This is a genomic window from Chryseobacterium sp. MYb264 (genome assembly GCF_035974275.1).
Lineage (GTDB): Bacteria > Bacteroidota > Bacteroidia > Flavobacteriales > Weeksellaceae > Chryseobacterium.
Genome location: NZ_CP142422.1, coordinates 443397 through 456436 on the forward strand (window position 1 = coordinate 443397; position 13040 = coordinate 456436).

Annotated in this window: 10 protein-coding genes, 1 tRNA gene and 1 pseudogene; 7 read left to right on the forward strand and 5 right to left on the reverse strand. The window is 37.2% G+C overall.

Features of this window, described 5'->3' with window-relative positions; all coding sequences use genetic code 11:
* The first annotated feature begins 4 nt into the window (after nt 1–4).
* Entirely contained in the window at nt 5–1726 is a 1722-nt protein-coding gene (locus VUJ46_RS01895; RefSeq protein ID WP_326983324.1) for an ABC transporter ATP-binding protein, read from the forward strand.
* Between the two features lie 327 nt (nt 1727–2053).
* Here the strand turns inward: VUJ46_RS01895 and VUJ46_RS01900 are convergent, their stop codons facing one another.
* A complete protein-coding gene (locus VUJ46_RS01900; protein ID WP_326983325.1) occupies nt 2054–2536 on the reverse strand; it encodes a hypothetical protein in 483 nt (160 codons plus the stop codon).
* A gap of 408 nt (nt 2537–2944) precedes the next feature.
* Between VUJ46_RS01900 and VUJ46_RS01905 the strand changes: the two genes are divergently transcribed.
* Entirely contained in the window at nt 2945–5686 is a 2742-nt protein-coding gene (locus tag VUJ46_RS01905; protein WP_326983326.1) for a sodium-translocating pyrophosphatase, read from the forward strand.
* Nucleotides 5687–5862: 176 nt separating this feature from the next.
* On the opposite strand, the gene VUJ46_RS01910 is transcribed toward VUJ46_RS01905, so the two are convergent.
* Both VUJ46_RS01910 and VUJ46_RS01915 read right to left on the reverse strand, forming a co-directional pair.
* Nucleotides 5863–6606 carry a dienelactone hydrolase family protein gene (locus tag VUJ46_RS01910; protein ID WP_326983327.1) on the reverse strand — a complete coding sequence of 248 codons (744 nt, stop codon included), beginning with the start codon at nt 6604–6606 and terminating at the stop codon, nt 5863–5865.
* Nucleotides 6607–6910: 304 nt separating this feature from the next.
* Nucleotides 6911–7537, reverse strand: coding sequence for an FMN-dependent NADH-azoreductase (locus tag VUJ46_RS01915; RefSeq protein WP_326983328.1), 627 nt, complete (start codon nt 7535–7537; stop codon nt 6911–6913).
* A gap of 118 nt (nt 7538–7655) precedes the next feature.
* Here VUJ46_RS01915 and VUJ46_RS01920 point away from each other — a divergent pair.
* Nucleotides 7656–8024: pseudogene (locus tag VUJ46_RS01920) on the forward strand (winged helix-turn-helix transcriptional regulator).
* Nucleotide 8025: 1 nt separating this feature from the next.
* Here the strand turns inward: VUJ46_RS01920 and VUJ46_RS01925 are convergent.
* Nucleotides 8026–8454: a type I restriction enzyme HsdR N-terminal domain-containing protein gene (locus VUJ46_RS01925; RefSeq protein ID WP_326983329.1), complete on the reverse strand. Its 429-nt coding sequence runs from the start codon at nt 8452–8454 to the stop codon at nt 8026–8028.
* Nucleotides 8455–8461: 7 nt separating this feature from the next.
* Between VUJ46_RS01925 and holA the strand changes: the two genes are divergently transcribed.
* Together holA and trxB are read left to right on the forward strand one after the other, a co-directional pair.
* On the forward strand, nt 8462–9499 hold the full coding sequence (gene holA / locus VUJ46_RS01930) for a DNA polymerase III subunit delta (protein ID WP_326983330.1): 1038 nt from the start codon (nt 8462–8464) through the stop codon (nt 9497–9499).
* 184 nt (nt 9500–9683) lie between these two features.
* The gene (trxB, locus tag VUJ46_RS01935) at nt 9684–10625 is read left to right on the forward strand and encodes a thioredoxin-disulfide reductase (RefSeq protein ID WP_326983331.1); all 942 of its coding nucleotides are present in this window, start codon (nt 9684–9686) and stop codon (nt 10623–10625) included.
* A 111-nt stretch (nt 10626–10736) separates the two neighbouring features.
* On the opposite strand, the gene VUJ46_RS01940 is transcribed toward trxB, so the two are convergent.
* A complete protein-coding gene (locus tag VUJ46_RS01940; protein WP_326983332.1) occupies nt 10737–10904 on the reverse strand; it encodes a hypothetical protein in 168 nt (55 codons plus the stop codon).
* A gap of 189 nt (nt 10905–11093) precedes the next feature.
* Here VUJ46_RS01940 and VUJ46_RS01945 point away from each other — a divergent pair.
* Both VUJ46_RS01945 and VUJ46_RS01950 read left to right on the forward strand, forming a co-directional pair.
* A tRNA-Ser gene (locus tag VUJ46_RS01945) sits at nt 11094–11178 on the forward strand.
* Nucleotides 11179–11243: 65 nt separating this feature from the next.
* The gene (locus VUJ46_RS01950; RefSeq protein WP_326983333.1) at nt 11244–12371 is read left to right on the forward strand and encodes a 1-acyl-sn-glycerol-3-phosphate acyltransferase; all 1128 of its coding nucleotides are present in this window, start codon (nt 11244–11246) and stop codon (nt 12369–12371) included.
* Nucleotides 12372–13040: the final 669 nt, after the last annotated feature.

Here is a 13040-nt window from a genome sequence, read left to right on the forward strand (position 1 = left end):
AAAAATGATCAGAAACTTAAAATATGTAACCTCTTTCAACCCAAAAGGAACTCGAAAAGTAGCTGTTCTGGAAATTATTCACAGTCTTTTTATTGCTTCCCCTTCAGGAATTTTATTGGTGGTTGTTTGGGAGCTATTTTCAGAAAATCCAGATAGAACAAGAGTCTGGACGGTAGTCGGTGTAATGTTTACCATGCTGATTATACAATTCTTTATTGCTTCCAAAACGATGCTTGCCTCTCATCTTTGGGTTTACGATCTGTCGACACAACTGAGAATTAAACTGGGAAATCATATTCAGAAATTTTCTTTAGGCTTTTTTAAAAAGAAAGATCCGGGAGAGATTGCTTCGGTGGTTTTGCAGGATGTTGCAAGTTTCGAAGGAATTTTCGGGCACAGTGTCGGCAATATTGCTGCTGCCGCATTCGGAACGGTTTTGCTGTCTGTTTTCCTGTTTATTTATGATTGGAGGCTTGCTTTATGTCTGTTGCTCGCCCTTCCTTTAATTTATCCATTTTTAAGGATTGCTAATTATTTCATAAGCCGTTTAGGAAGAAAACAAATTGAAGCCAGAAATACTGTTGGAGCAAAATTTTTAGAATATGTTCAGGGAATCAGGCATTTAAAATCCTATGGATTGACAGGTGAAAAACACAAAGGTCTGGAAGAATCCTTTGAAGACCTGAGAAGAAAATGTATCCGTATGGAAGCCGTTCCGGGACCTTTCATTGTTACAGCATCGATTGTTTTTGAAATCGGGTTTATTGTGATGGTTGCGCTCGGGTTGTATTACCTTTCTCATCAGTCGATCACCATTCCGGTACTCATTACGTTTTTGATTATGGGTTATAATTTGTATACGCCATTGAAAGTGGTGATGGTTGATTATCTAACACTGAGATACATGAATGAAAGCCTGAACCGGATTATTGATGTGCTTGAAGAGCCTACCATGGAAACTGAAAAAGATGAAATACCTGAAAGTTTTGACATTGCTTTTAATCAGGTAAGCTTTGGATATCAGGATAAACTCACAGTTCAGAATCTGGATTTTACAATTCCGGAAAAGTCCATGTTGGCTTTGGTTGGACATTCCGGTTCGGGAAAAACAACGATTGCTTCGCTCATCGCAAGATTCTGGGATGTAAGTTCGGGAAGCATCACTTTCGGTAACACGGATATCCGCAATATTAATCAGGGTCAATTTTATAAATTCATCAGTGAGGTCTTTCAGGAGGTATATCTGTTTGATGATACGCTTTTTAATAATGTTAAAATTGGTCATCCTGAAGCTTCAGCAGAACAAATTTATAATGCCATGGAACTGGCACAGTGTCTTGAATTCATCAATGATTTGCCGGAAGGAGTTCACACCAAAGTAGGAGAAGGAGGAAGTAAACTTTCGGGAGGCCAAAAGCAGAGAATAAGCATTGCCAGAGCGCTTTTGAAGGATGCTCCTATTGTTTTGCTGGATGAAGCGACAGCCAGTTTAGATCCTGAAAATGAAATTTATATTCAAAAGGCTATTCAGGAATTGGTGAGATCAAAAACAGTGGTGGTCATCGCCCACAAATTATCTACCATTCAGAATGCAGATCAGATTCTGGTTTTGAATGAAGGTCAAATTGCAGAAAAAGGAAAACACCATGAATTACTTGAACACAACGGGATCTACCGTAAAATGTGGGATATTCAGCAACGATCAAGTGGCTGGAAGGTAAATTAATTTTTTTTTAATCTTTTATTTAGAGTCAGCTGTCTCAATGATGACTCGTGGTGAGCAGGAATATAATGTTCCTGCTTTCTTCGTATCCTATTTGAATGAGATAAGCTTTAAGTCTGTTTAAACTAATTTTAAATTTAACCGCAAAAGAGACAAAAGGCTTTATTGTATTTGTTTAAAGGAATTCAAAAGTCTGCAAAAAGAAAAGATCTTTGATTTTATTTACTTACGTATTTTTTTGAGTTTCACTACTACACTTAAAATAACTAAAGTGTAAAAATATTTTGCTTCTTTTGTGGTAAAAAATTTAAACAAGTTTCTTATTAAAAATTATTTTACCAGAACCCAGATCAGAGCGGCAATACCGGCATACACTGTAACTGTAATGATATCAGCAATAGGCTGTGAAAAACGTTTTTCAGCAATTCTTTCCGAATTGATCTGATTTTTATGAAACTTAAGAATTTTTTTAGGATTGTGAACGGGATGCGCCACCAGACTGTCGCTTTCCCAACGGTCAACAATAACTTTATACGTTTTACCGTCAACATCAATTCTGACATTTTTATTAGCCGAAAGCTTCTCCTGAATATTCACTGCAACGGGCGCAGGGGCAAGCTGGGGATTCACCTTTTGAGCTTGGGCTTCTGCTTGTGTACCTTTCGTCGGCATAGGCATATTGGAAGCCTGATCAGCATTCCTTTTAACGTCCTGATTCTTGTCATTAGCAGGATCTGGTTGCTTTTTAACCTGATAGGTATAACAGCTTACAAGGAAAAATGATATGATGATGAGATAAAAATTCTTTTGCATTGACCAAATTTAAGAATTAAATAGAATATTCAGTATTTTCTCGGCATAAAGCATGAAATTATTTTTCAGAAAATGCCAGCCTTCATCCAATAAAGTAGTTTAAGCTATTTAAAGAGTATTCATTTTCTCATATTAATGCTCTCATGGTCATTTTTTTCCTGTCTTTAACTTGATTGCCCCATCTTTAAATGCGAAATTAAAAATCACCTCATAAAATAAAAAAAGTTCAGCTTATTTTCATTCTTCGGGTTCAGGATTATTTTATCTCAGCGATTCGGATATGAGGTTGTAAAAGTTTGGGATTAACCGTTTAAACCTTAAATTTCAGTGTTTTGTAAGTTAAATATAAAACATCCAAAAGAATTATTCATTATATTTAATATTCTATTACCAAAAAAATATTAAACGATGAACTTATTCTTTTTAGTACCTGTTTTTGGGGTGATTGCTCTGCTCTACACATTATTTCAAAGTAATTGGGTAAATAAGCAGAATGCCGGAAATGAAAAAATGAAACTGATCAGCGGGTATATTGCTGACGGAGCCATGGCCTTTCTCAAGGCCGAATACAAGGTTTTGATGTACTTTGTCATCTGTGTAGGAATTCTTCTGGCCGTGATGGGTATGAGCAATGAACATTCCCATTGGAGCATCGGGATTGCTTTCGGAGTCGGAGCACTGTTTTCTGCACTGGCCGGATTTATCGGAATGAAAATCGCCACCAAAGCTAATGTAAGAACGGCTGAAGCCGCGAGAACATCTTTGTCCAAGGCACTTAAGGTATCTTTTACAGGAGGCTCCGTGATGGGGATGGGGGTAGCCGGCCTTGCAGTTCTCGGTTTGGGAGCTTTATTTTTAATTGTTAAACAGATTTTTGCTCCGGATGCGAGCGTAAATTCTCTTGAAATGGAGAGAACCATTGAAATTCTTACAGGATTTTCCCTGGGGGCAGAGTCTATCGCTCTTTTTGCAAGAGTAGGAGGTGGCATATATACCAAAGCTGCCGATGTAGGTGCCGATCTCGTAGGGAAAGTAGAAGCCGGAATTCCTGAGGACGATCCCCGGAATCCAGCAACCATTGCAGATAATGTAGGGGATAATGTAGGCGATGTTGCCGGAATGGGGGCAGACCTTTTTGGCTCTTATGTTGCGACAGTTTTAGCCACAATGGTATTGGGACGGGAAACGGTTTCCGTGGATTCATTCGGTGGCTTTGCTCCTATTCTTTTACCAATGATGATCGCCGGAACCGGAATTGTTTTTTCTATAGCAGGAACTCTCCTGGTTAGAATTAATGATAACGATGATACTTCAGCATCAAGCGTTCAGAATGCCTTGAATCTCGGAAACTGGGGAAGTATTGTCATCACGGCCATTGCATCGTATTTTCTTGTTAATTATATTTTACCCGAATCCATGATCCTGAGAGGGCATGAGTTTACGAAAATGGGCGTTTTCGGTGCAATTATGGTCGGCCTCGTGGTCGGCACTTTAATGAGTATCATTACCGAATATTATACCGCGATGGGTAAAAGACCTGTCTCAAGTATCGTCAGACAGTCATCTACAGGCCATGCCACCAATATTATCGGAGGGCTGTCAGTAGGAATGGAGTCTACTTTACTTCCCATCATTGTGCTGGCAGGCGGAATCTATGGTTCATATCTTTGTGCTGAATTATACGGAGTGGCGATTGCTGCGGCGGGAATGATGGCAACCACGGCCATGCAGCTTGCTATTGATGCTTTCGGTCCCATTGCTGACAATGCAGGAGGTATTGCTGAAATGAGCGAGCTGCCAAAGGAAGTTCGTGAAAAAACTGATATTCTGGACGCGGTGGGAAACACAACGGCTGCTACGGGAAAAGGTTTTGCAATTGCTTCTGCCGCTTTAACAGCTCTGGCGTTATTTGCTGCGTTTGTAGGCATTGCAGGAATTGACGGTATTGATATTTACAGGGCAGATGTCTTAGCCGGACTTTTTGTTGGCGGAATGATTCCCTTTATCTTTTCTTCACTTGCGATCAAGGCAGTAGGAAAGGCAGCCATGGCCATGGTGGAGGAAGTTCGCAGGCAGTTTCGTGAAATCCCCGGAATCCTCGAAGGAAAAGCGCAGCCGGAATATGAAAAATGTGTCGCCATTTCTACGGATGCCTCTATCAGAAAAATGATGCTCCCGGGAGCTATTGCTATTGTTTCTCCTTTGCTGGTTGGGTTTATTTTCGGACCGGAAGTGCTGGGGGGATTTTTAGCCGGTGCAACCGTATGCGGCGTATTGATGGGGATGTTCCAGAACAATGCCGGGGGCGCCTGGGATAATGCCAAAAAATCTTTTGAAAAAGGGGTAGACATCAACGGAGAGACTTACTACAAGGGTTCAGAACCACATAAGGCATCGGTAACAGGTGATACCGTGGGAGATCCGTTTAAAGATACATCAGGACCTTCAATGAATATTCTTATAAAATTAATGTCCATTGTTTCCCTGGTCATAGCCCCCACATTAGCGATCTTACATAAGGATAAAATTAATGCCGACAGAATGGCCAAAATTGAAAGCCTGACAAGAAATACTGAAATGTCCGTGAACCTAAAAAGCGGGAAAGCAGGAATCGCGACATCACATATCCCGAGAGAGTCTGCTAAAGGTCACCTTAATGAAAATGGAGATTTTATGTATGACACCGGAAAAGAAGAGAAAATAAAGTTAAATAACGGAAAAACTCTGGTATTGGGAAACTCTGGTCAGCTGTATGCATTATATCTCATGGTGAAGAAAAAAGATCGGTCTCTGTTGGAGCCTGATCGTTGGTTTACCATCGAAAATCTTTATTTTGAACGAGGTTACGGCGATCTGGAGACGGGGGCAGTGGTGCAGCTGGTCAATCTTGCAGAAATGATGACAGCCTATCCCGAAATGAAAATCAAATTGGGCGGTTATACCGATGATACAGGAAATGAAGCGAGCAACCAGTCTTTATCTAATTTGAGGGTTCAAACCGCAAAATTAAAACTTCTGGAACTTGGAATCTCCGGTGACAGAATTGAAGCAGAAGGGTATGGCTCAAAACATCCGATATGTCCTGCCAACGATACAGAGGAGTGCAGGGCGAGAAACAGGCGGATTGATATAAGGGTGCTGGCTCTTTAATCGGATTCAAAACATAAAATCGGGACTTTAATGTAATGATAAATTTCCTGAAGAGAGACCAGAGAATGTCTTTGAGATCTTCCTTCTGCCGGAATCAGATTGCATAAAATATATAAAAGCGTAAAGGCACCTCAGTAGGGTGCCTTTATGCTTTATACAAAATTTTTTAAAGGCTGTTATTGTAAAACCTCTTTCAGAAAAAGAAGGGTATGATTCCAGGCTCTTTTTGCCATCACTGCATTATAATCCGGTGATTTGGGATCGGTAAACGTATGTTTTGAATGAGCATACGTAATGATCTGCCAATCTGCATTTCCATCGTTCATTTCCTTGATCAGATTATTGTAATCTTCAGGCGACACACTTTTGTCATCTGCCGGATTTTCAACCAAAATCTTTGTAGCAATTGGTCCGTTTGCTCTCGACTGATCTTTCCCAATGCTTCCGTGAATCGAAACAACACCCACCACAGGCAGGCTTCCTCGCGCAGATTCCAAAGCACCTGTTCCTCCGAAGCAATAGCCGATTACTGCAATTTTATCAGCAACGGCACCGTTTTTCTTCAATTGATCGAGCGCCAGCGTAATTCTCTTTTGGTAAGCTTCGTAATTTTTTTTGTAGAATCCTGAGTTTTTCGCCGCAGTATCCATATTGGTTGGGATATTCCCCTCACCATAAATATCGGCAATAAAAGCTACATAACCTTGTTTTTCCAGTTCTAAAGCCGCATTTTTTGCTTCATCATCAATTCCTTTCCAAGCTGGTAAAATCAAAACTCCCGGAAGTTTTTTTCCTGCATTCGAAGTTACCAAACCATTCAGTTTTTGTGAACCATCCTGATAAGAAACCGTTTTAAGATTTTGACTAAAAATAGTTCCCGAACTCATTAAAAATGCCGCGAATAATATTGAACGTATCATAATTTTAAATTAAATTTTTTCTTTAAAGCTATTTCCCGCTTTTCATTGCAATCTTTTTTTTCAAAAAAGGATTTTCATTGCAATCGGGGCTAGGGATTTTGTCAGATTTTCAATATTTTACATGAATTCAATAGCCTGTCTGTCAGCTGGTAGGGAACTAATCTCGAGTCTTATTAAGAGTATTGTTTAGATTGTTTAGAATGACAAAAGCATATTAGAAAGTGTAATAATTAAAAATCCTTCATCTAAATTAATAAAATAACTCAGAAAAAGGATTAATAAATTGTTATTAAGTGACTAAAAACTACAAAATAGCACCAGCATATTGATATTCTGATATTTCATTGATTGCTTTATTCAGAGCAAGTTCCTGCAATCCCGGAATAGCTGTTCCTTCCGCACGAAAAACAGTAACATCTGTAATCCCGATAAACGAAAGAAAATGTTTCACATAGGGAATGGCAAAATCGTAAGACTGATTGATTCCGGAACTGAAAACTCCCGCTGTGCTCGCTGCAATAAAGGCTTTTTTATTATTTAGAAGACCTTCCGAACCATTCTCTGTATATCGAAAAGTAACTTTGGCTCGGGCAATATGATCAAAGTAAGCTTTCAGGCTAGAAGTTATTCCGAAATTATACATGGGAACTCCAATAACTATATAATCAGCATCCTGTATTTGGACAACTGCTTCATCTGATTTTTTAATTATTTGATTTAATTCAGGAGTTCTATGTTCAGGTGGTGTAAAGAAAGAATTGATGTGTTCCTGGGTTAAATGTGGAAAGTTTTCATTCGAAAGATCAAGAATTTCGACGATAATATCATCGTCATTTTCTCTGATTTTTTCGATAACAGCATTTCCTAATATATTGGTAAACGATTCGTTGCCTCTTGTGCTTGAAATAATATACAATACTTTTTTTGACATTTTTATTTATTTTAAAATTTTATGATACAAATTTATATTACATTTGATATAGAATAAATAGCAATATACTTTTGTATAGTAGTATACCGAATGATAGTATTTAATAAATCAAATAGTTATGGGAAAGATTTCTGAGCTTGAAAATTGGAAAGAATGTTCGTCAACGTATATATTAGCCGTAAATGATACGATTAACGTAATTAATGGAAAATGGAAAGCCGCCATTATTTCATCCTTGTTTTTTGGAAAGAAACGCTTTGGAGAAATAGAAAAAGATATTCCTAAAATCACACCCAGAATGCTTTCTAAAGAGCTGAGAGATTAGGAAGCCAACGGAATTATAACAAGATCAGTCTATAATACAATTCCGGTTACGGTAGAATATGAACTAACCGCTTCTGGATACGAATTCAGAAAAGTATTGGATGTAATGCTCGATTGGGGGTTACAACATCGCGAAAATATAATTGGAAAGGATAAAAGCTGATTTATTTTTTATAAAACTGATACTGCTCATTTTCATAATACGCATTAATATGCTGTAAACCATTCGTCAGAATAATTTCTTTTGCACCGATTATTGAGTTATATCTTGCTGTTTGCTCAAAAGTTTTCTCCGTTAATTTAATCTGCGGAGCCTTACATTCAATTAAAATAATAGGTTCTGTTTTTTCAGTAACTAAAAGGTCAATCCTCTTCGTTAAACCGTTGAGAACGATCTTTTTTTCAGTAATTAAAGCCGAAGTAGAGTAGGATTTTACCGTCAGATAATAATGCACCCAATGTTGGCGCACCCATTCTTCGGGAGTGAGCAAAAGGTAAGTTTTACGAACCAAGTCATAAATAAAAAACTTATCTTTGTCTTTCTTGAATTTAAAATCAAAAGTTTCCTGAAAATTCAGTTTTGGAAGTTCCATTTATAAGATGAAAGAATTAGATTTAATCCTCAAAAATATTAAAAATAAAGAAGTTTTACCTATTTATTTTTTCCACGGAGAAGAACCTCACTTTATAGATCTTGCGGTAAAAGCCCTTGAACATGACTTTTTAACCGAAGACGAAAAAGCTTTTAACCAAACAGTAGTTTACGGAAAAGACACAACGTATCAGGAAATTCTTTCTTTGGCGCGACAGTTTCCGATGATGGGCGATAAGCAGGTAATCATTGTAAAAGAAGCTCAGGATTTAAAGCTAAATGAACCCGAAACTAAAGCCTTGGAAACGTATGTTGAAAATCCGGTTCCGTCGACGGTTTTGGTTTTCGCACACAAACACAAGAAATTAGACAGCCGAAAAAAGGTTGCGAAATCTTTAGATAAAATCAATGCCTTATTTTTAAGCGAATCGATAAAGGAAAATAATCTTCCAAAATGGATTTCCGACGAATGTATTTCACTTGGGATAAAAACAGCCCCCAACATTTCTCATTTACTGGCAGAATATCTTGGAAATGACCTTTCAAGAATCGCAAATGAGTTGAATAAATTAAAAATCATCCTGAAACCGGGAGAGGTTTTAGACGGAAAAATTATCGAAGACCATATCGGTATCAGCAAAGAATACAACGTTTTCGAATTACAGAAAGCTTTAGGAACAAAAAATGCCAACGCGGCATTTAAAATTGCTCATTTTATGGGTAAAAATCCTAAAAACAATCCTTTTGTAATGATGTTGGCGAGTTTGTATAATTATTTTTCCAATGTTATTATCTATCATACGATGGCGGGGCAGCCTCAGCCGACTATTGCCTCTCAAATGGGTGTTCACCCTTATTTTCTTAAAGATTACGCGGAATCCGCAAGATTATATCCTTTAAAACATGCCACAAGAGTGATCTCTATTTTAAGAGAATTTGATATGAAAGGAAAAGGATTAGGTGCTGTCAACATGAGCGAAGCGGAACTGATTAAAGAATTGGTTTACAAAATCATCAATGTCGATAAAATTAAGATGAAAGTGTGATTTAGTTGATGGTTTATAGTTGTTAGTTGATGGAGTTAAAAGCTATCAACCAAAAACAATCAACTATCAACCATTGAAATTCGACATATTAGATATTGACAACTATCATTAAAATAAGTTTAAATAAATATTAAAAATTACGAACTTAGCAGACGTAAATTTTAAATCTTTTGAAAAGCAAATTATGGAGCAAAACATTTTAGATTGTGTGATCGTTGGATCTGGGCCTTCTGGTTTTACAGCAGCTATTTATGCGGCAAGAGCAGACTTGAAACCTGAATTGTATACAGGTTTGGAGCCGGGCGGGCAATTAACAACAACTACGGAAGTAGATAACTTCCCTGGATATCCGGCGGGAATTACAGGTCCTGAAATGATGATGGATTTGCAGAAGCAAGCAGAAAGATTCGACACCAAAGTGCATTATGAAATGATCACCAAGGTTGAGTTTTCTACGGAAGTGGGAGGGGTTCACAAATTGTACGCAGGAAACAAAGAAATTTTCGCTAAAACAGTGATTATTTCTACGGGAGCTACGGCAAAGTATTTAGGTCTTGATGACGAAAAAAAATACAATGGAGGAGGAGTTTCTGCATGTGCAACGTGCGACGGTTTCTTCTACAGAGGAAAAGATGTTGTGGTGGTTGGAGCTGGTGATACAGCAGCAGAAGAGGCTACTTACCTTGCAAAATTGGTGAACAAAGTAACGATGTTAGTGAGAAAAGACGAATTCCGCGCATCTAAGGCAATGATTCACAGAGTTCAGAATACACCAAACATCGAAGTAAAGTTTCACCATGAATTAATTGGTATCGAAGGTGAAAATAATTTGGTAGAAAGAGCGGTTGTTATCAATAACCAGACTCAGGAAAAATCCACTGTTGATGTCCACGGAATATTTATCGCCATCGGTCACAAACCAAATACAGATATTTTCAAAGGTCAGATCGATCTGGATGAAAACGGATATATAGATACCGAAAAAGGATCTTCAAGAACAAATCTTCCGGGAGTTTTTGCAGCGGGCGACGTTCAGGATCACATCTACAGACAAGCGATTACAGCAGCCGGAAGCGGATGTATGGCTGCAATGGATGCTGAAAAATACCTGGCAGAATTACATTAAAATAGTGAGAAAACATTTTTTACATATGAAGCGCATCTGTTGGGATGCGCTTTTTCTTTCGTGTAATGGATACTATGATAACAGGATTATCATGAATGCACTTTCCATCTTTTACGAATACAATACATAATAAAGGAACTTTCCCAAACTTTTACCTGCCAGGAAAACGAAAGCAGTAGACACAGAAATTGTTGTAAAAGCATATAATAATTGAGTCTGCTTACTTGATAATGCTTCCATCAACAGGACATCGGCAAATTGGTTCAGGAAATTTTTCATATTTTTTTGTTTTTGAATTTCTTAAAAATACAATGAATATTATCAATATTCCCCTTTTTGAAAAAATAATTTCTCTGATTTCTAGTTGATTATTAATTTTTGTTGAAATTTTCATGTCAAATATTTTGGAGATAATTAAAAACGTCCTATATTTGCACCACTGAAAACAACGATACTGTCGGAGTTTAAGGAGAGTTGGCAGAGTGGTCGATTGCGGCAGTCTTGAAAACTGTTGACTGTAACAGGTCCGGGGGTTCGAATCCCTCACTCTCCGCAGAGAAAGCTTACTAAAAATTAGTAAGCTTTTTTTTATTTATACCGTAATTTATATTTTAAAAAATGCCTAAGTTTGATGAGATAAGGTTTTTTAATGATGATGAAGTAAATAATGCTTTGCTAAGTATTATCAAGCATCCGATGATGAAAGCACTGATGCATTTTACTTTTCCAGATTATAATGAAGAACTTTGGAATGATAAGTTTAAAAATATCAATTCAATCAGTGATTTTCAGCATGAATGTATTGCGAACACAATTCGTCAGATTTTAAAACAGAGTTCTGATGGGTTAACGACCTCGGGATTTGATGAATTGAGTAAGAATAAGGCTTACCTGTTCATTTCAAATCACAGAGATATTGTTCTGGATACCTCGCTTCTTAATTTGGTTTTACTGGATGGCGGATTTATCATGACGGCTTCGGCAATCGGTGATAATCTTGTTAAAAAGAAATTTCTGCATATTTTAGCAAAACTGAACCGTAATTTTTTAGTTCAAAGAGGATTATCCATCCGTGAGCAGCTGGAAAGTTCAAAAGTAATGTCTCAATATATTTACAGTTTATTGAAAAACGACAATCGTTCGGTATGGATTGCCCAACGTGAGGGCCGTACAAAAGACGGAAATGATGTTACTCAGCAGGGAGTTCTGAAAATGTTGGCGATGGCTTCTGAAAATCAATCATTAACCGATTTCTTTAAAAACCTTAAAATTGTTCCGTTATCGATTTCTTATGAATATGATCCTACGGACGTTCTGAAAATGCCTCAATTGATGGCAAAATCAAGAAATGAGGTATATGTAAAAAGTCAGGACGAAGATTTTACCAATATTTTAAGCGGAATTTTAGGGCAGAAAAAACGAATTCACCTTCATGCAGGACAAGTACTTGATATTGAATTTGATGAAATTGCTCAAACTATCGATAATAAGAACAAGCAGCTACAGGCAATCGCACAGATTATTGATGATTCTATTATCAAGAATTATAAGTTGTGGCCAACCAATTTTATTGCGTACGATCTTTTACATTCAACAAACAAATATTCAGAGCATTACACAGAAAATGAGAAGATGGTGTTTGAACGAAGAATGGATATGCGTATCGGTTGTGCAGATCAGACTTTGAGAGAAAGTTTTTTGGCCATGTATGCAACTCCTGTGGTTAATAAATTCAAGCATCCGTAGATTATTTCAATATCACATCCATGTTTTTTTATAGAAATGGGATGATGATTCTACGATTATTGATGAGGGATCATGAAGGTTAAGTGGTAAAAATCTGTGGGAAATAAAAAATTCCTGCATTCGTGGCGATAATGTTCACCCCTCCATTTTATCATAGATAAAATCCTTGCGCCTTAAAAACATAAAGCATTAAAAAGGATCTTTGCGGCCTTGCGAAAAACCAACAGAAACAGAGGTATCTGAAAAAATCTGCGGGAAATAAAAAATTCGTGCATTTGTAGCTAAAATTTAACCACAAATCGAAGATTATCTCCTTTCAGTCGATGAATGATATTTCGACGTAGTCAAAAGTCACAAAAGTTTTTTAACACTTTAGTTATTTAAGATTAATGTTAAACTGCATAGAAGTACATCTAAGTCTTTGAAAATCTTTTATTTTCCACTGAAATGTTCTAAATCTGGCGATCTGCGGGAAATAAAATTCGTGCATTCGTGGCCACAATATGCAGCCCTCAATTTTATCTTTGATAAAATCCTTGCGCCTTAAAAACATAAAGTATTAAAAAATATCTTTGCGACTTTGTGAAAAACCAACAGAAACAACAGCATCTGTGAAAACCTTTACGATCTGCGGGAAATAAAAAATTCGTGCATTTGTAGCTAATTTTA

Coding starts and splice junctions, on each gene's coding strand:
- VUJ46_RS01895 (WP_326983324.1), top strand. CDS start 5: ATGATCAGAAACTTAAAATATGTAACCTCTTTCAACCCAAAAGGAACT.
- VUJ46_RS01900 (WP_326983325.1), bottom strand. CDS start 2,536: ATGCAAAAGAATTTTTATCTCATCATCATATCATTTTTCCTTGTAAGC.
- VUJ46_RS01905 (WP_326983326.1), top strand. CDS start 2,945: ATGAACTTATTCTTTTTAGTACCTGTTTTTGGGGTGATTGCTCTGCTC.
- VUJ46_RS01910 (WP_326983327.1), bottom strand. CDS start 6,606: ATGATACGTTCAATATTATTCGCGGCATTTTTAATGAGTTCGGGAACT.
- VUJ46_RS01915 (WP_326983328.1), bottom strand. CDS start 7,537: ATGTCAAAAAAAGTATTGTATATTATTTCAAGCACAAGAGGCAACGAA.
- VUJ46_RS01925 (WP_326983329.1), bottom strand. CDS start 8,454: ATGGAACTTCCAAAACTGAATTTTCAGGAAACTTTTGATTTTAAATTC.
- holA (WP_326983330.1), top strand. CDS start 8,462: ATGAAAGAATTAGATTTAATCCTCAAAAATATTAAAAATAAAGAAGTT.
- trxB (WP_326983331.1), top strand. CDS start 9,684: ATGGAGCAAAACATTTTAGATTGTGTGATCGTTGGATCTGGGCCTTCT.
- VUJ46_RS01940 (WP_326983332.1), bottom strand. CDS start 10,904: ATGAAAAATTTCCTGAACCAATTTGCCGATGTCCTGTTGATGGAAGCA.
- VUJ46_RS01950 (WP_326983333.1), top strand. CDS start 11,244: ATGCCTAAGTTTGATGAGATAAGGTTTTTTAATGATGATGAAGTAAAT.